The 22,322-nt window shown below is 63.6% G+C and carries 24 protein-coding genes; 12 read left to right on the top strand and 12 right to left on the bottom strand.

The genetic code is table 11. From position 1 onward, the window contains the following. Positions 1–116: 116 nt before the first annotated feature. From H7A85_RS18235 to H7A85_RS18210, 6 genes are all read left to right on the top strand, one after another. On the top strand, positions 117–596 hold the full coding sequence (locus tag H7A85_RS18235) for a TspO/MBR family protein (RefSeq protein ID WP_182421947.1): 480 nt from the start codon (positions 117–119) through the stop codon (positions 594–596). Between the two features lie 91 nt (positions 597–687). Next, entirely contained in the window at positions 688–1,440 is a 753-nt protein-coding gene (locus tag H7A85_RS18230) for an SDR family oxidoreductase (RefSeq protein ID WP_182421946.1), read from the top strand. A gap of 157 nt (positions 1,441–1,597) precedes the next feature. Continuing rightward, the gene (gene minC, locus H7A85_RS18225) at positions 1,598–2,359 is read left to right on the top strand and encodes a septum site-determining protein MinC (protein WP_182421945.1); all 762 of its coding nucleotides are present in this window, start codon (positions 1,598–1,600) and stop codon (positions 2,357–2,359) included. Positions 2,360–2,419: 60 nt separating this feature from the next. After that, the gene (minD, locus tag H7A85_RS18220; protein ID WP_182421944.1) at positions 2,420–3,235 is read left to right on the top strand and encodes a septum site-determining protein MinD; all 816 of its coding nucleotides are present in this window, start codon (positions 2,420–2,422) and stop codon (positions 3,233–3,235) included. Then, positions 3,232–3,498, top strand: a complete 267-nt coding sequence (gene minE, locus H7A85_RS18215) for a cell division topological specificity factor MinE (RefSeq protein ID WP_182421943.1) — start codon at positions 3,232–3,234, stop codon at positions 3,496–3,498. Before minD ends, minE begins: the two co-directional genes overlap by 4 nt. A gap of 56 nt (positions 3,499–3,554) precedes the next feature. Beyond that, the gene (locus H7A85_RS18210; RefSeq protein WP_182421942.1) at positions 3,555–3,719 is read left to right on the top strand and encodes a hypothetical protein; all 165 of its coding nucleotides are present in this window, start codon (positions 3,555–3,557) and stop codon (positions 3,717–3,719) included. Between the two features lie 55 nt (positions 3,720–3,774). Here H7A85_RS18210 and H7A85_RS18205 read toward each other — a convergent pair whose 3' ends face one another. Next, on the bottom strand, positions 3,775–4,683 hold the full coding sequence (locus tag H7A85_RS18205; RefSeq protein ID WP_182421941.1) for an ABC transporter substrate-binding protein: 909 nt from the start codon (positions 4,681–4,683) through the stop codon (positions 3,775–3,777). A 199-nt stretch (positions 4,684–4,882) separates the two neighbouring features. Here H7A85_RS18205 and H7A85_RS18200 point away from each other — a divergent pair, with 199 nt between their 5' ends. Together H7A85_RS18200 and H7A85_RS18195 are read left to right on the top strand one after the other, a co-directional pair. Then, a complete protein-coding gene (locus H7A85_RS18200; protein WP_182421940.1) occupies positions 4,883–5,047 on the top strand; it encodes a hypothetical protein in 165 nt (54 codons plus the stop codon). Between the two features lie 85 nt (positions 5,048–5,132). Next, positions 5,133–5,477 carry a RidA family protein gene (locus H7A85_RS18195; RefSeq protein WP_182421939.1) on the top strand — a complete coding sequence of 115 codons (345 nt, stop codon included), beginning with the start codon at positions 5,133–5,135 and terminating at the stop codon, positions 5,475–5,477. Between the two features lie 195 nt (positions 5,478–5,672). Here the strand turns inward: H7A85_RS18195 and H7A85_RS18190 are convergent, their stop codons facing one another. Then, positions 5,673–7,217 carry an undecaprenyl-phosphate glucose phosphotransferase gene (locus tag H7A85_RS18190; protein ID WP_182421938.1) on the bottom strand — a complete coding sequence of 515 codons (1,545 nt, stop codon included), beginning with the start codon at positions 7,215–7,217 and terminating at the stop codon, positions 5,673–5,675. 123 nt (positions 7,218–7,340) lie between these two features. Beyond that, complete coding sequence (locus H7A85_RS18185) at positions 7,341–7,901, bottom strand: polysaccharide biosynthesis/export family protein (protein ID WP_244631270.1); 561 nt, start codon at positions 7,899–7,901, stop codon at positions 7,341–7,343. Between the two features lie 218 nt (positions 7,902–8,119). Between H7A85_RS18185 and H7A85_RS18180 the strand changes: the two genes are divergently transcribed. Further along, a complete protein-coding gene (locus H7A85_RS18180) occupies positions 8,120–10,021 on the top strand; it encodes a hypothetical protein (RefSeq protein ID WP_182421936.1) in 1,902 nt (633 codons plus the stop codon). Positions 10,022–10,026: 5 nt separating this feature from the next. Here the strand turns inward: H7A85_RS18180 and H7A85_RS18175 are convergent, their stop codons facing one another. Beyond that, positions 10,027–10,242: a DUF2842 domain-containing protein gene (locus H7A85_RS18175; RefSeq protein WP_182421935.1), complete on the bottom strand. Its 216-nt coding sequence runs from the start codon at positions 10,240–10,242 to the stop codon at positions 10,027–10,029. Between the two features lie 187 nt (positions 10,243–10,429). Between H7A85_RS18175 and H7A85_RS18170 the strand changes: the two genes are divergently transcribed. Beyond that, complete coding sequence (locus tag H7A85_RS18170) at positions 10,430–11,533, top strand: COX15/CtaA family protein (RefSeq protein ID WP_182421934.1); 1,104 nt, start codon at positions 10,430–10,432, stop codon at positions 11,531–11,533. A gap of 4 nt (positions 11,534–11,537) precedes the next feature. Here H7A85_RS18170 and argC read toward each other — a convergent pair whose 3' ends face one another. The 6 genes from argC to H7A85_RS18140 all read right to left on the bottom strand — a co-directional run bounded on the left by argC (position 11,538) and on the right by H7A85_RS18140 (position 19,470). Then, complete coding sequence (gene argC / locus H7A85_RS18165; RefSeq protein WP_182421933.1) at positions 11,538–12,461, bottom strand: N-acetyl-gamma-glutamyl-phosphate reductase; 924 nt, start codon at positions 12,459–12,461, stop codon at positions 11,538–11,540. Positions 12,462–12,506: 45 nt separating this feature from the next. Further along, positions 12,507–13,478, bottom strand: a complete 972-nt coding sequence (gene speB, locus H7A85_RS18160; RefSeq protein WP_182421932.1) for an agmatinase — start codon at positions 13,476–13,478, stop codon at positions 12,507–12,509. A gap of 137 nt (positions 13,479–13,615) precedes the next feature. Continuing rightward, positions 13,616–14,092 carry a 30S ribosomal protein S9 gene (gene rpsI, locus H7A85_RS18155; RefSeq protein ID WP_182421931.1) on the bottom strand — a complete coding sequence of 159 codons (477 nt, stop codon included), beginning with the start codon at positions 14,090–14,092 and terminating at the stop codon, positions 13,616–13,618. After that, on the bottom strand, positions 14,092–14,556 hold the full coding sequence (gene rplM, locus H7A85_RS18150; protein WP_182421930.1) for a 50S ribosomal protein L13: 465 nt from the start codon (positions 14,554–14,556) through the stop codon (positions 14,092–14,094). Before rplM ends, rpsI begins: the two co-directional genes overlap by 1 nt. A gap of 296 nt (positions 14,557–14,852) precedes the next feature. Then, positions 14,853–15,890: a heme-binding protein gene (locus tag H7A85_RS18145; RefSeq protein ID WP_182421929.1), complete on the bottom strand. Its 1,038-nt coding sequence runs from the start codon at positions 15,888–15,890 to the stop codon at positions 14,853–14,855. Positions 15,891–16,152: 262 nt separating this feature from the next. Continuing rightward, positions 16,153–19,470 carry a DEAD/DEAH box helicase gene (locus H7A85_RS18140; protein ID WP_244631269.1) on the bottom strand — a complete coding sequence of 1,106 codons (3,318 nt, stop codon included), beginning with the start codon at positions 19,468–19,470 and terminating at the stop codon, positions 16,153–16,155. A gap of 174 nt (positions 19,471–19,644) precedes the next feature. On the opposite strand from H7A85_RS18140, the gene H7A85_RS18135 reads away from it, so the two are divergent. Then, on the top strand, positions 19,645–20,418 hold the full coding sequence (locus H7A85_RS18135; RefSeq protein WP_244631268.1) for a polyphosphate kinase: 774 nt from the start codon (positions 19,645–19,647) through the stop codon (positions 20,416–20,418). Positions 20,419–20,434: 16 nt separating this feature from the next. Here H7A85_RS18135 and H7A85_RS18130 read toward each other — a convergent pair whose 3' ends face one another. Then, positions 20,435–20,857, bottom strand: coding sequence for a DUF4174 domain-containing protein (locus H7A85_RS18130; RefSeq protein ID WP_182421927.1), 423 nt, complete (start codon positions 20,855–20,857; stop codon positions 20,435–20,437). Between the two features lie 118 nt (positions 20,858–20,975). Here H7A85_RS18130 and pncA point away from each other — a divergent pair, with 118 nt between their 5' ends. Next, positions 20,976–21,605, top strand: coding sequence for a bifunctional nicotinamidase/pyrazinamidase (gene pncA, locus H7A85_RS18125; RefSeq protein ID WP_182421965.1), 630 nt, complete (start codon positions 20,976–20,978; stop codon positions 21,603–21,605). Between the two features lie 19 nt (positions 21,606–21,624). Here pncA and H7A85_RS18120 read toward each other — a convergent pair whose 3' ends face one another. Beyond that, the gene (locus H7A85_RS18120; RefSeq protein ID WP_182421926.1) at positions 21,625–22,212 is read right to left on the bottom strand and encodes an NAD(P)H-dependent oxidoreductase; all 588 of its coding nucleotides are present in this window, start codon (positions 22,210–22,212) and stop codon (positions 21,625–21,627) included. Positions 22,213–22,322: the final 110 nt, after the last annotated feature.

Genomic DNA, 22,322 nt, shown 5'->3' with positions numbered 1-22,322 from the left:
TCGGTTAGCCCTGCCGGCGGGAAATGGAAAGACGCATCGAGCCCCAAGCGCCGCATGGATCGGCCCGGGATGTCGGTCTATGCTGACGGGCGGATCTCCCGCATGGAACATATGCCGTGACACTGACCGACGGCCTCGCCCTTCTGGGCTTTCTCGGCTTCTCCCTCCTGGTTGCGACCAGTGGCGTCATCTTTAAGCCGGGCTCTTGGTATCGCGGTCTGCGCAAGCCGACGTGGACGCCGCCGAACAAGGCGTTTCCGATCGTCTGGTCGGTTCTCTATGTCCTGATCGCGATCAGCGGTTGGCTGGTATGGCGCGCCGACGGATTCTGGTCGGGCGCAGCCATCCTGTTCGTCTCGCAGATGGTGCTGAATTTCCTGTGGTCGGCTTTGTTCTTCGGATTGCGACGCCCGGCTGCGGCCTTTGCGGATATCCTGGCTCTTGCGGTTCTCGTCGGCTGGACGGCCGCCGTGTTCTCCCAAATCGACGTTGTCGCCGGGCTTCTCTTCCTTCCCTACCTCGCCTGGGTTTTCGTGGCGGCCGCATTGAACTGGTCGGTCTGGCAGCTGAACCGGAACAGCGGCGTGTTCGCCTGACGGCGCAATTGTCTGACGAATGGCTTGATTCCGTTCGCCGCGGCGGGCAAAGCCGCGGTTGGATGAATGCTGCCATATGGGAGGCGATACCATGAGTTTTGCGATCTACCCGAGCCTGAAGGACCGGACCGTTTTCATCACCGGGGGAGCGTCAGGCATCGGCGCCGACATGGTTCGCGCCTTCGCCGAACAGGGCTCGAAAGTCGGGTTCGTCGATATCGACGCGGAGCGCGGGAGCGCGCTTGCGAACGATCTCGGGCAGAACGTCGCCTTCGAGGCTTGCGACCTGCGCGACATCGATGCGCTCCAGTCAGCGTTCGCCAACCTCAAGGGGAAGGTCGGCGCGGCCGGCGTGCTCGTCAACAACGCGGCGCGCGACGACCGCCATGGCTGGCAGGACGTGACGCCGGACTATTACGACGAGCGGATCGCGGCCAATCTCCGGCACATGTTCTTCGCGACCCAGACGGTGGCGCCGGACATGATCGCAGCCAAGGGTGGGTCGATCGTCAATTTCGGTTCGAACTCCTGGATGCAGGCGAGCGGCGGCATGCCGGTCTATACCACAGCCAAGTCCGCCGTGCATGGCATGACGCGCTCTTTTGCCCGTGATCTCGGCGTCCACGGCATTCGCGTGAACACCGTCGTTCCGGGTTGGGTGATGACGGAGCGGCAGAAGGAGCTTTGGGTCACGAAGGAAGACCTCGACGCTCAGCTGCAGCGCCAGTGCCTGCCGGTGCCGATCGAGCCGGTCTATCTCGCTCGGATGGTTCTGTTCCTGGCATCCGACGATTCCGCCATGTGCACCGCGAACAACTTCATGGTCGAGGGCGGAGCGATCTGATCGCGCATCCCACGATGTATGATCGAATCCAACGGCCGCCTTTCAGGCGGCCGTTTTCGTTGGGCGGATCGCGATCGGTTCCATCCGGGAAACGAACAATTAACCCTCAGTTAAGCCTGACAGGGTTAGATCGGTCAGCAACGAAACGTTAATGAAGATGACCGAAGCCTTACCCACACGCAAAGCGGTTCGCCTGCGCGGCCGGTCGTTCCTTGCCCTGGTGCTGTCTCCCGAGCTTCCGTTCGGCGAGTGGCTGGGGCAGCTGGACGATCTCGCCCGACGCTCCACAGGCTTCTTTCTCGGTCGCCCCATCGTCCTCGATGTCGCCGGCCTGCCGATCACCCGCGAGCAGCTCTCGGACCTTCTGAGCGAGCTGACCAAGCGCAACGTCCGTGTCATGGGCATCGAGGGCGCGCTGCCTTCGATCCTGGCGCCAGGCATGCCGCCGGAGATGAAGGGCGGCCGCAACGCCGCCGATATCGAAGTGCCCGAAACGCCTTCGGGCGCGCCGAAGGCTGGCGACGCGAAAGCCGATGCGGCGCCGACGGCAGCCGCCGAGCCGGTGCGCACGACGCAGCTCGCCGCGACGCCATCGCTTCTGATCGAGGAGCCGGTCCGCTCCGGCCAGTCGATCATCTTTCCCGAGGGCGACGTCACCGTTCTCGGCTCCGTTTCCTCGGGCGCCGAGGTGATCGCCGGCGGCTCGATCCATGTCTACGGCGCGCTGCGGGGGCGGGCGCTGGCGGGTTCGGCCGGCAATGCCAACGCGCGCATCTTCTGCCGGAAGCTGGAAGCCGAACTGATCGCGATCGACGGCCTCTACAAGACCGCCGAGGACATCGACCCCAAAATGCGCGGCCAGGCTGTCCACGTCTGGCTCGACGACACCGTGCTCAAGACCGTCGTTCTTGCGAACTAACCGCCATGACGGCGGCGGCGAGACGACATGAGATGAACTCAAGGAAGAGGATGGCCGGCAATGGCTGAGGTGATGGTGGTGACATCGGGCAAGGGGGGCGTCGGCAAGACGACCTCGACGGCCGCTCTCGGAGCCGCGCTGGCCCAGACTGGGCAGAAGGTCGTGGTCGTCGATTTCGACGTCGGCCTACGCAATCTCGATCTCGTCATGGGTGCCGAACGCCGCGTCGTCTACGACCTGATCAACGTCGTCCAGGGCGATGCCAACCTGAACCAGGCGCTGATCCGCGACAAACGCGTCGACACGCTGGCGCTTCTTCCGGCCTCGCAGACCCGCGACAAGGACAACCTGACCCAGGACGGCGTCGACCGCGTCATGGATCAGCTCCGCGGCATGTTCGATTGGGTCATCTGCGACAGCCCGGCCGGCATCGAGCGCGGCGCGACGCTGGCCATGCGCCATGCGAACGTCGCGGTCGTCGTGACCAACCCGGAAGTGTCCTCGGTTCGCGACTCCGACCGGATCATCGGTCTTCTCGATTCCAAGACGCTGCGTGCCGAAGACGGCGGGCGGATCGACAAGCACCTCCTCCTGACGCGCTACGATGCTGTGCGCGCCGAGCGTGGCGACATGCTGAAGGTCGAGGACGTTCTCGACATCCTCTCGATCCCGCTTCTCGGCATCGTGCCGGAAAGTGCGGAAGTGCTGCGCGCCTCGAACCTCGGAACGCCGGTCACGCTGAGCGATGCGGCGAGCGCTCCGGCCCGCGCCTACATGGACGCGGCCAAGCGCCTCATGGGCCAGACGATTCCCATGAGCGTTCCGTCTGACAAGAAGGGACTCTTCGGCAAGTTCTTCGGGCGGAGGGCGGCATGAGTCTTTTCGGCTTCTTCAACAAGCGCACGACGGCCCCGGCCGCTCGCGAGCGCTTGCAGGTTCTGCTGGCACACGAGCGCGCCGAGATCGGACAGTCCGATCTGGTCGCCGTGCTTCGCGAGGAGATCCTCGCCGTGATCGCCAAGCACGTCGCGATCAGCCGCGACAAGGTGAAGGTCAAGATGGATCGTGGCGAGCAGATCTCGACTCTCGAGGTCGATATCGAGCTGCCTCAGCTTGCGAGCGTTGCGACCACTCATTGAGCGTGTCCGGCGAGTGCTCGCCGGACCGTCATGCCATCGTGAAAAAGGAGATAGCGATGAATCGAGCCGAACTCCTCGTCCGTCTGCAACGGGTCCAGGAACTCCCCCAGATGCAGGGTCGGAACATCCGCAGCATCGCGGCGGTGCTGTCGATGGAAGCGCTCCGAAAGCACGTCGAAGTCTGCGAAGCGCAGGCCGAAAAGACGGCCCCCCGTCAGTGATCGAGAAGGCCCGGAGCGATCCGGGCCTTTTCCGTTTCCGGTTCGCAGGCGCTTCCTACTTCACCAAGCCCTTGCCCCGCAGATAGTCCTGAGCCACCGTCTTGGCCGGTTCGCCGCCGACTTGAACGCGCCCGTTCAGTTCCTGGAGCGTAACGAGATCGAGCCCTTCGAAGACGGGCTTCAGCAACTCTTCGATCTGCGGGTTCGCCTTGAGGACGTCTTCGCGCACGATCGGAGAAGGCTGGTAGACGGGCTGCACGTTCTTGTCGTCTTCCAGCACGACGAGGCCGGACGGGGCAATGCCGCCGTCCGTTCCGTAGACCATGGCCAGATTCACGCCGTTCGTGTTCTGGGCGGCCGCCGCGATGGTCGCAGCCGTATCGCCACCCGAAAGCGTCAGGAGTTGCTCGGGCTTCAGGGTGAACCCGTAGGTCGTCTGGAACGAAGGAAGGGCGGAGGCGGAATTGACGAACTCGGCGGATGCCGCGAGCTTCGCCTCACCACCGCCCGAAACCCAGCGCCCGAAGTCGCTCAAGGTAATGACCTTGTTCTCTTCCGCGACATCCTTGCGGGCGGCGATGCCCCAGGTGTTGTTGGCCGGCGAGTGCGTCAGCCAGACGATCTTGTTGGCATCGTAGTCGAGCTTCTTGGCTTCGGCGTAGGCCTTGTCGGCGTCCTTCCAAAGCGGATCCTCGGCCTTGTTGAAGAAGAAGGCGGCGTTGCCGGTGTACTCCGGATAGATGTCGATCTCGCCGGCCGTGATGGCATTGCGCACCACCGGCGTTCCGCCGAGCTGGATGCGATCGGTGGCTTCGATCCCGGCGTTCTGCAGAACCAGGAGGATCATATTGCCGAGGACGCCCCCCTCGGTATCGATCTTCGACGACACGACGACCGGTGCGGCCAACGCGCTTCCGGATGCTAGGACGGTTGCCAGAACTGAGATCACTACGCGCAAGGCCATCGTTTCCACTCCAATCGGGGCGACGATTCGAGCGACGTCGCTTTCGCCTTTCCATTCTGTTGCTTCACGCCGGAACCTCAAGGGCACGGTCCGGTCAGGACGGAACTTTCCCGAAAACGGTCCGGCGAAAAGTTAACAACGATGGAACCAATCCTGATTCGGCGGATTCCGCGAACTGGACATGGAAAGGGCGGGACCCATGACGATCACCGACATCGTGCGTGCCTATGAGAACGGACTCATCACCGGCGACGAGGCCATCGAGCAGGGAATGGTCGAGAGCCTGGACGGTCTCTATGAGAAATTCACGCGTGTGTCGCGGTTCCAGCCCGACGACGGGGTTGGAATGCGCCGCTTGATTTAGCGGTAGCTTCCACGTTGGATCGACGGCGAGATGTGGCTAAGCTTATGGGCGAGCCAACATCTTACCGAATGATTCGGAGCATAGAATGAGCATTCGTCGTATCGATCCCGGACGCCGCATGAGCGACGCCGTGGTTCACGGGAACACGGTCTATCTCAGCGGCCAGGTCGGAAATCCCGGCGACGACGTGACGCAGCAGACCCATACGGTCCTGGAGCAGATCGACGCTTTGCTTGCGGAAGCGGGCACCGAAAAATCCAAGATTCTACAGGCCACGATCTGGCTTGCGGATATCAAGGACTTCGGTGCGATGAACGCGGTCTGGGACGCCTGGGTCGATCCGGCGAACCCGCCTGCACGTGCGACTGGCGAGTCGAAGCTCGCCACGCCAGACTACCTTGTCGAGGTCATCGTCGTCGCCGCGGTTTGAACCTGAACCGAGGACGGCACTCCGCGATCGCGATGGCGGAGTGACCGGAAGCCTCCGTTCGCCCTTCGCTTAGGCAATCGTAGGCAGGCGCGGCTGATCGATAGGCCGCGATCTGCGAATGCCACCGCCCACCCCACGGATGGGGTGGGCGTCAAGTCGTATTATCGTCGCGCCATCGAACCCTTATGGGTGCTTTCAGTAGGCGTTGCGTGTCGTGACCAGGCTGAGCGGGGTTGCGGCGAGGATGTAGAGATCCAGGAGCACCGACCAGTTCTCGATGTAGAAAAGGTCGTGTTCGAACCGCTTCTGCAGTTTGATGTCGTCGTCGATCTCGCCGCGCCAGCCTTTGATCTGCGCGTAACCCGTGATTCCCGGCTTCACCTTGTGGCGTCCGAAATAGCCGTCCACGATCTCCGTAAACGTGACCTGCCGGCTGGATTGGGCCGCCACCGCATGAGGGCGGGGGCCGACCATCGACAGGTTTCCAGCGAGAACGTTGAAGAGCTGTGGCAGTTCGTCGATCGAGGTACGCCGAATGAACTTGCCGACTCGCGTCACGCGGGGGTCGTCGCGTGTGACGAGCTTGCGCGCAGACGGGTCGGACATTTCGTGCCGCAGCGAGCGAAACTTCCAGACGTCGATGATCTCGTTGTTGAATCCGTGGCGCTTCTGCCGGAAGAAGATCGGCCCGGGGGTGTCCCATTTGATGGCCAGCGCCGTCAGCAGCATGATCGGCGAAACCGCAGCTAGCGCCACCACGCCGAACGCAAGGTCGAACACGCGCTTGGCCACGCGCGACCAGTCGGCGATCGGTCGGTCGATCACGTCCAGCATGGGTACGTCGCCGGCATAGGAATAGGATCGCGAGCGGAAACGCAGGTTCTGCGACAAGGCCGATATGCGGATATCGAGGGGAAGCACCCAAAGCGCCTTGAGGATCGCGAGGATCCTTCGTTCCGCCGAAAGCGGCAGCGTGATCACCAGCATATCGATCCGGGCGAGCCGGGCGAATTCCGTCAGTTCGGCGATCGTACCCAGCTTCGGATAGCCGGCGACGATGGGGGGCGAGCGGTCGTCCTCGCGATCGTCGAAGATCCCGCAGATCCGAATATCGCTGTCCGGCTGCTTCTCCAGCGTCCGAATAAACTCTTCCGCGGCGCGTCCGCCGCCGACGAGGACAATGCGTCGTTCGAGCCGACCCGTGCGTGCCCAGTGGCGAACTCGGGCAGCAAGCAAGCTCCTCACGAGGGACAATAGGAGAAACGAGACCACGCCCGATATCGCGAGCCAGGTCATCTGGTCGGGCAGGCTGAAGGAACCCAGGGCAAAAGCCAAGGCTGCGGACAAAGCAGCGCCGCCCGACAGTCCCAACGCCAATCGACGCGACTGCCGCCGCTGCGACCGCAGTTGGGACGCTTCGTAGCCGTGCAGAAGGGAAACGATCGAAACCGTCCCGAGCGCAAACCCCACAGTCGACACAACGGGGTGGGCGACATCGACGTAAGCGTGCAAGGCGTAGCGCATTCCGGTGAGGAAGGTGACGAGGATCGCGAACTCGGCGAGGCCCGAAAGACCCGATAGGAGCCGGGGGGACAGGACGTGCCCCGAGAACTGCGAGGCCGCACGGCGCGCCGCGGCGTTGAGATCGATGCTGATCGGCGCAGGGGCGCCGCCGACGCCTTGGAACGTCCGGATAGCCTCGCGTGCAAGGGTCGTATGCTCGCTTTGGTCGGCTATCATTTCGGCCCCATGGCGGTCGTTAGCTGCGTTCGTGCAGCCTCCATCATGAGCGAAAAGTCTAAAACCGTTCCTTCGCGAACGGTATCATTTGAAGGAATCTCGATGTTCGGCGCAGGTTCGGTTTCAGAAAAGCCGCTCGCGCACGGAGATCGTGTCTCCCGGAAGCACCGGATCGGACAAGACGACACGACCGGTCATCACCTGCCCGTTGACTTGCCGCGTCACGTCGACCGTTCGTTTTTCGGCACGGGAGGTGAAGCCGCCTGCGATCGCAACGGCGTTCTGAACGGTCATGCCCGGCACGTAGGAATACTGGCCTCCGGTGGTCACTTCGCCCATCACGAAGAAAGCCCGGTACTGTTCGACCTGAACCGACACGTCGGGATCGCGCAGATACCCGCCACGCAGCGCGGCCCCGATCTCGGCCCGGACCTCGTCCGGCGTCTTGCCGCGAGCGGGAACGGCACCGACGAGTGGAAGGGACAGATAGCCGGCTTTATCCACGGTGTAGGTATTGGAAAGGCTGTCCTGTTCGAACACGGTGACGCGAAGCCGGTCGCCTGCGTCCAAGCGGTACTCGGTGTTGAGCGCAGCATGAAAAGCCGGCGGCGGTGGCGGAGCCGACACGCACCCGGCAAGCATCGAGCCGGCAAGCGCGATGATGAACGCACGGGCGGTGGACATGGGTTTCTCCATGGTACGGCACCGTCGCGGCGCAGGTCCGATCACTTCGAGGATAACGTAACGTCGTTAGGGTTAATCAACTGTAAAATTTCCGCCTCATTGCTGCTGGCTGCGTGGCTACTATCCTCGAAACAGGAAGTCGATGTCGCCGTCCGATTCTAGGACGGCGATCGCTGGGACGCGCCATCGCGTCGAAATCCAATGGGAAAGACGAACGGGTGCTCAAGGTTCTGTGGATCAACCGGTCGGTCCTAATGCTGACAACCGCGTTGTTCACGGGCGCGGCGCTCTTGGCCGCAACGATCGCGCCACGCGACCATCGCGTTTCGTTCGAAGTGTCGGGAACATCGGACCAGATCGCGCGATGGGTGCGAGCCGTCGACGTGTCGGAGCCGTCAGGCTCCACGCATGACGGCGGTCTTGTCGGACGCTGGATCGACCTTTTTTCATCGAGGGCTTCGGGATCTGCCGACGAGCGACACGTTGCGTCCGCCGGCATCGATAGGACAGGTGTCGGTTCGATCGTCATCTGGGCGGAGGATGTCGATGCGGATGCGGCGCGAATACGTGCAACGGCTCTGTTGGATGAGGTGAGAGCTGCGGAAGCTGGCGGGATGCCCACCCCGTCGCCAGCCCAATCGCCCGTCCTACGACCTGACCCGCAGGCACCGAGCCTGACAACAGCCGTGTCGGAAGCTGGAAACCGTCTGCGGGACAAAGAGGCGGTCGTGATACGGTCGCGCGACCGTTTGGATGCTTTCGACAGGGAACATCCGGCAGACACGCTGGGGGAGCCGCTTGGGAATGATGCCGCAGGCGGGCAACGAGAGCGACAACGGCGCGCCGATCTGGAGGCACTCCGCGCTGACGTGCGGCGCGGACGTGTGTCGGATGGTGATACGGCCGGATCCGATGTTTCCGGGCTAGCCGAATGGGCGCGGATGCAAACCACGCGAAACCGGCTTGCGGCGCAGGTCGAGGACCTGTCCCGCACACTGCTCGACGGTCATCCCCGAATGGCGATGGCGCGACTGCGGCTGGCAGACCTCGACCGCGAGGTTTCCACCGCACGCGAACGCGTGGATCGAGTTCTGAGTCGGCGTATCGTCGCTCTCGAGAAGCAAGCCGGTGACGCGGACAGGCGCCGACGCCGGACGCAGGAGCTTTCAGCGGAACGCGAGAAACTTCAGGCGGACCTCAACAAGTCATCGGAAGCGGTCGAAGTCGAAAGGCGACTCCTAGCCGAGTTGCGGCGCGCCGACGAGGCAACGACGATGTCGGAGCTGCCTGTCGAGCCGGTCCTCGAGCCGGAAGCCGCCGAGCGTCCCACCGCCGAGACGCCGCTCGAGATCACGGAGCTTCCGGCGTCCGTGGACGGGCGGCCCGTGTGGCCGCTGATAGCCGGTGCCGCCCTCCTAGGGCTACTCGGGTCTGCGGCGTTCGTGACGGTGGGCTCGCTTCGACAGCCGGGCCGGAAGAGGATGACAGCGCCCTCGGTCGCGCCCGTCGCCATTCCGGCGGCGCCGGGCAAGCCGCGCGGCGACGGTAGTTTCAGGTCACCGGCGATGGACACCGCCTCGATCGACGATGTCATCGGGGCGATCATCGCGAGCGAAATCTCCCGCGCGGTCGTCGTAACCCCGGAGCCGACCCTGAGCCGCCCGATAGCGACCGAGATCGTCCGCCGTCTGGCTCTTCGAGGGCATTCCGTGGCGTTGATCGACGTCGGCGGCGAGCAGCGTTCGGCTCTCGCCATGGGGGTGCCGCCGGGTTCCGTGGGGCTCTCGGATATGGCGTCGGGCGAGGGTACCTTCGCCGAGGCGGCGCGGCGAGATTTCGCAACCGCGGCCGACGTGTTTCCGCTCGGTCGCCAGCCTGAGTGGTTGAACGAGCGTTCGCGAGACCTCGCGGACGCGATGGAGTTCGTGGAACGGAACTACGAGACGGTTATCGTCGACTGCGGGGCACTGGCGGAGCGCAAGGTCGCCGATGCGATGACGGTCGAGGCAGCTCTGCTTCTGGCCACCGGCTCGGCAGGAGCGACAACGGTCGAGGAGGCGGTGGCTCAGCTCCGGGCCTCAGGATTCGATGACATGGTGGTCGTGGGCGAGGGGACGTAGCGGACCTATCGGCGGCTCTTCGGCTCCCGTTCCATCCACCGGATGACGAACATTGCCGGCACGATCCAAAGCAAGCCGGTCAGCAGAAAATATAGGAGATGCACGTAGCCGGGCGACTGGCCGAGGCGGAGCGAGGCGTAGGCGGTCGCCAGAACGGCGTAGGCGATCACCAGAAACAGGAGGATCACGGCTCCGATGAGTTTCTTCAACCGGACGGGCATGGCTCTTCTCGCGCACGAAACGATGCGGCTTCCTCGCAGGTCGTGCCGCTGAGAACAAGAAGGTAGGACAATATGAACCTTGCCTTCTGGAACCGTTCGTAAGAGAGCTGGCTTGGAAAAGCCGCTGCGGGCTGGGCTCGCGGACCCTTTGCGGCGGCCTTCGTTTCGGCGAACGCTAGGCGATTGCATGACATCGATCACGACCGACCCGACCCGATCCATCCAACGTCGCTTGGCGGATCGCCGCGCGATCCGTATCTGGCTCTATCTCGTGGCGGCGATGGTGATGGCGCTCGTCGTCGTCGGCGGCGCGACGCGGCTCACCGAGTCGGGCCTTTCCATCACGGAATGGAAGCCGATCCATGGGATCGTACCACCGCTGTCCGACGCGGAATGGCAGGAGGAGTTCGATCTCTACCGTCAGATTCCGCAATACCAGCAGATCAATCGCGGCATGTCGCTGTCCGACTTCCAGACCATCTACTGGTGGGAGTGGACGCACCGTTTCCTCGCCCGCGCCGTCGGCTTCGTTTTCGCGCTACCGCTCGCTTGGTTCTGGATCGCGGGGCGCGTCGAGTCTTGGTTGAAGCCGAGGCTGGTGGGCCTTCTGGCACTCGGAGGCCTACAAGGCGCGATCGGCTGGTGGATGGTCGCCTCCGGTCTCGTGGAGCGGACCGATGTCAGCCAGTATCGGCTGGCCATCCATTTGACGACGGCTTGCATCATCCTGACGGCGACGCTCTGGATCGCTCGGGGGCTGTCCTCCAGACCGGCCGCCGCGCCGCCGACGGCGCATTCGGGCAAGGTTGGACTGCTGATCGTCGCGCTGACGCTCGTTCAGATCTATCTCGGCGGCCTCGTTGCCGGCTTGAACGCGGGCTTGAGCTTCAACACGTGGCCGCTGATGGACGGGCAGATCATCCCCTCCAACCTTCTGCCGATGTCGCCCATCTGGCGCAATTTCTTCGAGAACGTGATGACCGTGCAGTTCGTCCACCGGACAGGCGCCTACGTTCTGCTGACGGTCGCCCTACTTCATGCGTTCGCCGCATGGCGGATCGCTCCGGGCTCGCATCATGCGAAGGGAGCGCAGCTCTTGGCGCTGGCCGTCACGGGACAGGCCGCGATCGGGATCGCGACCCTTCTGCTTCATGTTCCAATCGATGCGGCGCTGACGCACCAGGCCGGCGCCTTGCTCGTCCTGACCGGTGCAGTGGCGCATGCGCGAGGCATGCATGGACGCTACCCGCTCGCGCAGCCCGGCGTCGAGTTGCGCGCCGTCGGCGCCTGAAATCTCAAGCCGAAAGCATCAGGTCCATGTTTTGGACGGCGGCACCGGACGCCCCTTTGCCGAGGTTGTCGAGGAGAGCGACGAGATTGGCCCGGGCGCCGTCCGGCGAGGTGAAGACGAAAAGCTTCATCCGGTCGGTTCCAGCCAGCTCCGTCGCGTCGATACGCTTGAGGGTCGCGCCCTCGCTGAGAGGCACGACGGTCACGACGTCCTGACCTGCGTAGTGATCGGCCAGTGCGGCATGAAGCTGGGACGGCGTCCTCGATTCGTCGAGCAGCAGGGGGATCTGAACGATCATGCCCTGCGGGAACTTGCCGACGGACGGCGCAAAGATCGGGTCACCAGCCAACTGCCCGTAGACACGCATCTCCGGCAGGTGCTTGTGCGCCAGATCGAGGCCGTAGAGGAAATGCGGTGCGGTGATGCGATCCTCGCGCGTTTCGTCCTCCATCTGCGCGATCATCTGCTTGCCGCCGCCGGTGTATCCCGAGACGGCGTTGACCGAGACGGGATGCTCAGCGGCGAGAAGGCCAGCCTCTCGCAGCGGGCGGAGAAGGGCGATCGCACCCGTCGGGTAGCAGCCCGGATTGGCCACGAGGCGGGCCGAGCGGATCGCGTCGCCTTGGCCCCGCGTCAGTTCGGCAAAACCGTAGGCCCATCCATCCGCCGTCCGGTGCGCCGTGCTCGTGTCGATGACGCGGGTGCGGCCGTTGCCCGATAGCAGCGATACGGCCTGCCGCGCGGCATCGTCCGGCAGGCACAGGATCGCGATATCGGCTTCGTTCAGAAGATCCTCGCGGATCGCCTCGTTGCGCCGCTCCGCCTCGGGGATCGAGAGAAGTTCCACGTCGTCGCGGCCCGCCATGCGCGAGCGGATCTGAAGGCCCGTGGTTCCATGCTCGCCGTCGATGAAGATGCGCGGTTTCATATCGATACCCGTCGTGGATGGAATGCGGAAGGCTTTGGCGAAACGTCAGCCCTGACGCTTGGCCTTCTTATCGGCAAGGATGCCGAGAATGTACACGGCGACGGTGGAGCCGGCGATCGCCGTCATGTCGGCGTGATCGTAGGGTGGAGACACCTCCACGACGTCCGCGCCCTTGAGATCGAGGTTCTTCAAGTGATGGAGAACCGCGAGCATCTTCGCGCTGCTCGGACCGCCCGCGACCGGCGTTCCCGTTCCGGGTGCGAAGGCCACGTCGAGGCAGTCGATGTCAAAGGTCAGGTAGCAATTGGTGCCGCCCGTCCGCTCGTAGATCCGTTTGGCGATTTCGGCCGAGCTGAGATCCTCGACCTCGTGGCCGTAGACGATCTCAAGACCGCCTGTCTCCGGCGCGTGGGTGCGGATGCCGATCTGGATCGACGTGTCCGGATCGATCAGCCCGTCGCGCAGGGCGGCCGAAACGAAGGAGCCGTGATCGACGCGCGGGCGCCCATGCGTGTCGCCTGCCAGTGGCCACGTGTCCTGATGCGCATCGAAGTGGACGAGACTGAGCTTGCCGTGCCGCTCGGCATGCGCCTGCAGCAGCGGATAGGTGATCGAGTGATCGCCGCCCAGCGTCAGCAGGAAGTCGGTCTTCTCCAAAAGCTCGCTCGCTTCCTTGCGCATGGCGAGATGCGCACGCTCGGGCAAGCGATAGTCGAGTAGGCAATCTCCATAGTCGACGACGTCGAGGACCTCGAAGAAGTCGGCATGGAACGGGTATTGCGGGTCGTTGTCGAAGATCGCCGAAGCGCGGCGTATGGCCTGCGGCCCGAAGCGGGTTCCCGGCCGGTTGGAGACCGAGGCGTCGAACGCGATGCCCCACACGGCGACGTCGGTGCCCGAAACGTCCTTGGTATAGCGCCGCCGCATGAAGGAGAGGGCGCCGGCATAGGTCGGGTCGCTGGCCGCTCCGAACGGAGCGGATGCGGTGAAGGCGTTGTCGATCGCTTTGGTGGCCATGATGATCCCGGCGTTCGTGGTCGAGGCGATCCATAGCGCCCGCGCGTGAAAGCATGAAGTCCTTCGAACGGCCGCACGCATACGAAAAAGGGCCCCGGTTTCCCGGAGCCCTTCGATGGCGAATGGTGCCGAGCCGATCAGCGCTTCGAGAACTGGAACGAACGGCGAGCCTTGGCGCGGCCGTATTTCTTGCGCTCGACGGTACGCGAATCGCGGGTCAGGAAGCCGCCCTTCTTGAGAACCGAGCGAAGGCCCGGCTCGTAGAAGGTGAGGGCGCGCGAGATGCCGTGGCGAACGGCACCCGCCTGGCCCGACAGACCGCCGCCCGCCACCGTCACGACGATGTCGAACTGGCCGTCGCGCGAGGCTGCGACGATCGGCTGCTGAAGCACCATCTGGAGCACCGGACGCGCGAAGTAGTCCGTGTAGTCCTTGGTGTTGACGGTGATCTTGCCGGAACCCGGCTTCACCCACACACGAGCGACGGCGTCCTTACGCTTGCCGGTCGCGTAGGCGCGGCCATGGGCGTCGAGCTTCTGCACGTGAACCGGAGCGGCATTGGTCTCGGCGACGTTCGAGGTCGCGAGGTCCTGCAGCGAGTTGAGATCGGCCATTATGCAGCCCTCGTGTTCTTGGAGTTCAGCGCCTTGACGTCGAGCGTCTCGGGCGACTGAGCAGTGTGCGGATGCTCGGTGCCGGCATAAACGCGCAGGTTCTTGAGCTGGCGACGGCCGAGGGGCCCGCGCGGAAGCATCCGCTCGACGGCCTTCTCGAGAACGCGCTCGGGGAAGCGGCCCTCGAGGATCTCGCGAGCCTTGCGCTCCTTGATCCCGCCGATGTAGCCGGTGTGCCAGTAGTAGGTCTTGTCCTGGTACTTCTTGCCCGTGAACACGACCTTGTCGGCGTTGACGATGATGACGTTGTCACCGTCGTCGACGTGCGGCGTGAAGGAGGGCTTGTGCTTGCCGCGAAGGCGAAGCGCGACGAGGGAGGCGAGGCGACCGACAACGAGCCCTTCGGCGTCGATGACGATCCACTTCTTCACCACCGTCTCGGACTTTTGCGAGAAGGTCTTCATTCGGAAATCCTTGGGTCGTTCGCTGCTTGGGAAGAGATCGAACTCGACCCGTGCCAATGAACGCAGGCTTCCCCGCGTTCGATTGACGCTCCATAGCCGCGAGTTGCGTAGAACGCAAGCGCTCAGCGCTACACCAGTGCTGCAGACGGTAAAAATAAGAGAGCAATTTCAATGTCTTGATATTGTGGTATTATAGAACCCCAAATTTGGCACTCAAGTACCACATAAGGCGCGTCAGGAAACGAAAAAGGGCGCCTTGGGAGCGCCCTTATTTATCACAGCTATAATCGAACGACTTACCGCTCGACCTCGATCAGGATCTCGTTGCGCTTGAGAAAACCCGGGGTGATCGGCGAGTTGTAGAAGGCGTAGACCGGGTCGCCCTTCTGCTTCAGCGACTCGTCGGAGATGTAGTTGTAGAGCGTCATCAGCTTTTTGCTGGCAACGGAGGCGGTGAAATTGCCGTTGAACCGGATGGCGACCAGCCGGCGGGCTGCAACCTCATGGATGCGGACGTCGTCCGAATTCGGCGTCGGGAGGCTGGCCTTCGTGTATTTCTTCGGCATGACGAAGCGGATCGCCCAGCCCTTGACCCGGCCTTCGCCCTCGGACAACTGCTGGAGCACCGGCACCGTCATCGCGATCTTCTTGCCGGACCGGTTGTTCGCGGTGATGAAATCGTAGAGCGTCTCGAACCCGCGGCGGCGAGCCTTCTCGTGGTAGCCGGTCTTGATCGTCTCGGCGACGACCAGCGCATCGTAGTCGCGGATCTCGATATCCCCGTCCTTGCGCACGACGTCGTAGTCCGGCTCCTCGGCGTGGTCGGCGATCTTTTTCGTGATGTAGAAGGCACCACCAATCGCCAGGATCGCGCCGCCGGCGACGAGGGCCGTCGTGACGTTCGGACGGTCGCGGAAGTAGTCGGCGCCGCGCTGATAGCCGCGCCCGCCCTTGAAGCTCGACCGATGGGTTAGGGAAGGCCAGAACGACGACAGGGCCGGTAGATGGCTGCGAGCGTCGCGAACCTGATCCTGCAGATCGTTGGCGCCGTCTAGAAGCGAACGCCGTGCCTTGTTGACCCCAGCCCGCGCGTCGTCGGCCGAAGGCAGCGACAGGTTGGAAAGGAAAGACGGCAGGTAGCGGGAATAGGACGGTTCGGCCGTATCGTAGAGCCGGTGCAACTCGCGGTCCACCGCGCGGCGCAGGCGCTCGGCTTTCGAGGGCTTCGGGTTGATGCGCTCGACGATCTGGGACTCGAGGTCGGACAGGCGTTCCCCGATGTCGCCGATCGCGTCGGTCAACCGATCATAGGCCGAGGGCTTATCGCGGAACATCTCTTTCTCCTCAACTGATCCAACATGGCGCCGCGCGGAGTTCTGCTCCGGCAAGCGGCGCGAGGCAGGGGCGTAACGCCTCCACACGCCCTTAGTTGCGGCGCGAAAGGAAATCGGGAAGGGAAAGGCCGTTCGTTAAATTTCCGCAACCTTTGTCGCAACCTTTAGGGTCAACAACCAATTCATGAGCATCGGGTTTTTCATGACCTGATACTCCAGCCAAATTGGGCGGCCCTCGTGCCGCCCTTTTTTGTGTCCGACATCAGCCTCTTGGTTCGATCGTATCCAACACCTGTCGGGCGGCAACGAAGCGCTCCGACAGTTTGGACGCCGCAATCGGCGCGACGAGCTTCGCCTCGTTCCACTTCCACCCGGCCGGACAGCCGAGCTTGCGGGCGGCGTCCGCCTGCGCACGGGTGCGAAAGGTGATCGCCGTGCCCTTCGGGCCCGAGGCCAGCTTCTGCAAGCCGAGCTCGCGGCACCGAAGCTTCAACTCTGCCAGTTTCAGGAGAATCTTCGTTTCGCGCGGGATCGCTCCAAAACGGTCTGTGATCTCCTCGATCAGGAGTTCGAGCGTCGAACGCTCGCGCACCTGATCGATCCGGCTGTAGAGATTGATACGTGCGGCGGGATCGGGAATGTATTCAGCCGGAATGCTGCCGATGGCCCCGATCGCCACATCGGGCGTCCAATCGTCGGGCGCTTGCCTGCCTTCGGCGACAATGAGGGCGCGCTCTAGAAGATGTCTGTAGAGGCCGAGCCCCACGAGTTGCAGATGCCCCGCCTGTTCGTCGCCGAGGAGTTCTCCCGCGCCACGCAGGTCCAGGTCGCGAGCGCTGATCGCGAACCCGGCGCCAAGGCTCGACATCGCTTCCAGCGTGCGCAGCCGGCGCTCGGTGTTCTCGCCAAGTGTCTGGCCGCTTTCCATCAAGAGATATACGACGCCGCGGCGCGAGCCGCGCCCGACACGGCCGCGGATCTGATGGAGCTGCGCCAACCCAAACCGGTCGGGCCGCCAGACGATCATCGTGTTGGCGGCGGGCACATCCAACCCGCTTTCGATGATGTTGGTCGCCAGAAGAACATCGCCCCGTCCTTTGGAGAAGTCGAACATCGTCTCGTCGACGACGTCCGGCGCCAGTTTCCCGTGCGCCACCGCGACCGCGAGATCCGGCACCAGCGCGCGAAGGCGTTCGGCCATCGGTTCGATATCCTCGACGCGCGGACAAACGACGAAACTCTGACCGCCGCGCCGGCGCTCGCGCATCAGCGCATCGCGAACGAGATTGTCGTCGAATTCGGCCAGCACCGTTCTGGTCGGGCGGCGCAGCGTCGGCGGGGTCGCGATCACGCTGATCTCGTTCAGGCCGACGAAGCTGGCCTGCAGGGTGCGCGGTATGGGGGTCGCCGTCATCGTCAGGATATGACGATCTTGCGCCATGCGCCGCAAAGCCTCCTTCTGCTTCGTGCCGAAACGCTGCTCCTCGTCGATCACCACGAGACCAAGATCAGCGAAGTCGATCGTGGACGAGCACAGAGCGTGGGTGCCGACCACGACGCGGATCTCGCCGCTCTTCAAGCCGTCCTTGATCCGCTTGGCGTCGCTCGCGCTCGTCAGCCGAGAAAGATGCGCGACTTCGATCCCAAGCGCATGAAAGCGCTTGGCGGCCGAGCGCGTGTGTTGTTGGGCGAGAACGGTGGTCGGGGCGACGATGGCCACCTGACGCCCGGCAGATGCGGCAACGGCGGCGGCACGAAGCCCGACCTCGGTCTTACCGAAGCCGACATCGCCGCAAATCAGTCGGTCCATCGGTCGCCCGGATGCCATGTCGGCGAGAACGGCATCCACCGCACTTTCCTGATCCACGGATAGCTCATACGCGAATCCTGCGCAGAAGCGCTCGTAGTCGCGTCGGTCGGGACGCAATGCGGGGGCCTTCGCCTGACGGCGCTCGCGCATAAGCTCGACCATGCCGGCCGCCGTCTTCTGCACACGCTGCATCAGGTCGTTGCGCCGGTTTTCCCAGCTTTCGCCCTTCAACTTGTCGAGGCGCAGATCGCCGGTTTGACCGCCGTATCGCCACAGCGCGCCCACGTCCGACATCGGCACGATCAGCGAGGCGTCGTCCGCGTAGCGGAGGCGGAGCACGTCGTGCGCCTTCCCATCCCGCTCCAGATGTTCCAGCCCTTCAAGAATGCCGACCCCATGGTCGAGATGGACCACGGCGTCGCCGATCTCGTAGTCTTCGGTGCTTCCCATCAAAGCGGACGCCGCGCTCCGATCGTCGGAGGCCGCGTTTCGTCCGCCGAGATCGCGCGGGCATACGACGAGAATGTTCCGGTCGGCGAGGTAGAAGCCTTCCTTGATCGGAAGGATAGCGGTCCAGCGTGTCCCGTCCTTCGCCCCCTTGACGCTTTTCCAGTGTCCTGCCCGCTCCCAGGTGCCGCCGAGGTTGCGACGCGCCCTTCGCTGCCAGTCGTTGAGAACGAGTTTCGAGTTGGCCGCCAGCACTACGCGAAGCGGCGCCCCTTTTTCCTCGATAAAGTCGCGCAACGCGTCCCACGGCTGCGAAGCGGCGGAGAAGGACCCCACGCTGCTGCTCGCGCCGTCCGGCAGATCGTCGATGACGGCGCCGAGACGCTTGCGCACCTTCCCGACCCATTCCTCGTCGCCCAGCAGGAAGCGCTCGGGGGAAGGCGTGCGACCTTTTCGCTCGCCGCGATCCTCCGTTTCGCGAAAGGCTTCGTCCGCAGCTTGAAGAAACGCTTCGGCCCGTCGTTCGACCCCATCCTCGATCAGGAGTTCGCTTTCGCCGAGATAGTCGAACACCGTTTCCAGGTCGCCGTGGACCTGGAGGAGACGGATTTCCGGCGTCGAGGCTGCGCTCGTTTTCTCGGGGTCCGCTCCGACCAGTTCGCTGGCCGGGTCGATGATGAGCATCTCGATTTCGGAGATCGTTCTCTGAGTGATCGGGTCGTAGGAGCGAATGGCGGTGATGCGACCCTTTTCGTGCTCGATACGGCAGGGAAGCTGTCCACCCGCCGGAAAGAAATCGACGACCTTGCCTCGAATCGCGGCCTCGCCCGGCTCGTCCACCCGGTCGTCGAATACGTAGCCGAGCGCCTCTAAGAAGGGTTTGACCTCTTCGACCTCGAACACGTCTCCCGGACGGAACTCGCGATGGAGCTTCTTCCAGACCGACCGGGGAGGAACGCGGCGCATCAAGCCCTCGGCCGTAGTCACGACGATGTCGGGAAGGTTCGCCGAGTTGGTCAGCCAGCGCAGCACACCCATCCGCTGCCCCATGACGGAAAGAGATGCCGACAGACCGTCATAGGGCAGACAGTCCCAAGGGGGCAGGTAGGCCAGCTTCAGCTTCGGCTCGAGGGCGCAAAGGATTTCCGAGATATCCCGGGCTCGGCGCACCGTCTGCGCGACGAAGACGAGCGGGAACTTCCGAGGAGCGTTCCAGGTCTCCAGGACGCGAACGGCCGTGGCGCCGACGGGGTGGAGCGGGCTGATCGCCGGAACGACGGAGGAACGGGTGTCGAGATCGGCGGACTGAAACATATTACGCATCACTCTGAACGGTCGGACTGAACTGCCGGTGAAACGCTCGGCCCCGGAGTCCGATCCGCGCATTTCTCCGCATGGTTCGTTTGGACGCAGTCCCTTGATGAAGAAAAGGCAGAGACGATGAATGCCAAGGCCTCTTCCTCCGACACCGAACATCGCCCGCTCGATCGGTTGGACATGTCGAAGTCGATCGAGCACGACGAGTACGATCGTCGGCTGAAGGCGGTGCAGACCCGATTTCAGAAGATTCATCAGGCTTATCTGCATACGAAGGACACCGCAGTCGTCGTCTTCGAAGGCTGGGATGCGGCGGGAAAGGGGGGCGCGATCCGTCGTATGTCGGCGGTGATGGACCCGAGGGGTTTCAAGGTCTGGCCGATCGCCGCGCCGACGCCGGAGGACCTACGCCACCACTACCTCTCGCGCTTCTGGAGCCGGTTGCCCGGCACGGGAGAGATCTGTGTGTTCGATCGGTCCTGGTATGGACGCGTTCTGGTGGAGCGCGTCGAGGGATATGCCAAGCCGTCGGAATGGGGCCGCGCCTTCGAGGAAATCAACCAGTTCGAGAAGCTATTGGCGGACGCGGGGACACGGATCGCCAAGATCTTCCTCTACATCACTCCCGACGTGCAACTCAAACGCTTCGAGGATCGGATGAAGGATCCGTTGAAGCGTTGGAAATTGTCCTACGAGGACTTTCGCAATCGCGAGAAATGGGCGGAATACGAAAATGCGGCCAACGAAATGTTGGAGCGAACGTCGTCCCGTTCGGCACCGTGGCTCGTCGTTCCGGCCAACGACAAACGCTACGCGCGCATCGCCGCGCTGGAGGAGATCGCCGATCGGCTGTCGGACGGCGTCGATCTCGAACCTGTCCCGGTGGGCAAGGATGTCGAGAAGCAGTTCGCCAAGCTCATGAAGCAAGAGAAGAGCGCTCGAAAGGATCGCTGAACGACGGTGCCGGCGCTCAGCGCGAACGGTTACCCCGCCGCATCGGCATGGCGTCGACGACTGCGTTGATGTCCGCCAAGGGAGCGGGAGCGTCCGCACGCCATTTCACGCCGCCGTCAAGCCCGATGAGGACGATTGCGAACTCGTCGTTGGAAACGCGGAAGGTTCGGCGCCATCCCGCACCGTCGCTCTCGCGCGCGGCCTTTCCACGAACCGGATTCACGTCATCTCCAACCACGGCCAGAACCTCCATCCGGCGCTCTTCGAGATCCCGGTCTTGACCGTCGAGAAGCGCCGCCTGTTCCTGCCATCGCGGATCGCCCGGCGTCGGCGCGAACACGATCAGCACGCGGCGCTCCCATTTGAGAGCAGTTACCGAGCTTGGCATCGCGGAAGCAGCAGCGGTCATGGCGAGCGTGGCTACGATGGTCGTCAGCATGGACCTGGCCTCCTTCTGTTCCTGGAACGCCGACTGGAAATTCCCGGTTCCCGCCGGTGAGCGACCATGTTTGTATGCGGCGCGACAAGAGGTGCCAGGCGGCTTGGGAAAGATGGGAATGACGATTCGTATCGAAGAGCGCGACGCGCTGATCGTCGTGGATGTCCAGAACGATTTTTGCCCCGGCGGGGCGCTGGCCGTCGCCGGGGGCGACAGCGTGGTGCCGATCGTCGACCGGTTGATGGAGCGGTTTCCCATCGTCGTTCTGACGCAGGACTGGCACCCACCCGGGCACGTTTCCTTCGCCTCTACACATGCCCGCGAAGCGTTCACGACGATCGAGCTTGCCTATGGCACGCAGGTGCTATGGCCCGATCACTGCATTCAGGGAAGTAGCGGTGCCGAGTTTCACCCGTCGTTGCGAATCGCGAGGGCGCAAGCCGTCATCCGAAAGGGATACAACGGCGGCATCGACAGCTATTCAGGGTTCCAGGAGGCCGATCGGACGACGCAAACGGGGCTCACGGGCTATCTTCGCGAGCGCGGCGCGGAACGGGTCTTCGTTTGCGGCCTCGCGACTGACTACTGCGTCGCCTGGACGGCTTACGACGCCAAAACGGAAGGCTGGCCGGTGATGGTCGTCGAGGACGCCTGCCGCGCGATCGACCTCGACGGCTCCCTCGAAGGTGCCTTCGCCGAAATGGAACGGCGAGGCATCGACCGAATCACGGCCGCAGACCTCGATTGAGGTCTGCGGTGTCTGGGCTTTACGCGTCGGCGTAGGCGTCCGCCTGTGCAGATGTCTTGGGCTCGGACGTGCGCTCGATCCATTTGGTGAAGCGATCGATGTAGCCCTGCAGGAACTCGCGGGTATGCTGGCTGACGATGTTGCCGGCGTCGTCGAAATCTTCGGCCTTGTAGTGCAGATACACTTCCGGCTGACCCATCAGCACGACGTCCACGACGCTCAGAACACTCTTGAGATGGTTCTGGCCCGCCGATCCGCCTCCGGCACCCGGCGACGTACCGACGAGACCGCCGGGCTTGGCGCTGAACGAGTTCTGGCCATAGGGGCGGGTGCCCCAGTCGATGGCGTTCTTCACGACCGCCGGGAAGGATCTGTTGTATTCCGGCGTAACGAACAGGACGGCGTCGGCGGTTTCGATGTCGCGCTTGAAGCGTGTCACGGCCGCCGGCACGTCGGCCCAGAGATCGTCGTTGTACATCGGCAGATCGGCCAGTTCGACCAGCCGGAAATGCAGCTTGGGCTCCGCGAGCTTGCCGAGGGCAATGGCGAGCTTGCGATTGATCGAATCGCGTCGAAGCGATCCGACGAGAACGGCGACTTCAGTCATGGGATACCTCTCGATCCTCGATGGGCCTAATGTGCGCCGCGGCAGATCGAGCGCAACCGGCTTTTCGGCCCTTCGGGTGAACACATCGTCGTCGTTCGCCGTGCGGAGAC

The organism is Aureimonas sp. ME7, from assembly GCF_903970965.1.
Classification (GTDB): domain Bacteria; phylum Pseudomonadota; class Alphaproteobacteria; order Rhizobiales; family Rhizobiaceae; genus Aureimonas.
The sequence above is the reverse complement of the archived record's forward strand: the minus strand, read 5'-3'. Positions and strand labels throughout refer to the sequence as shown.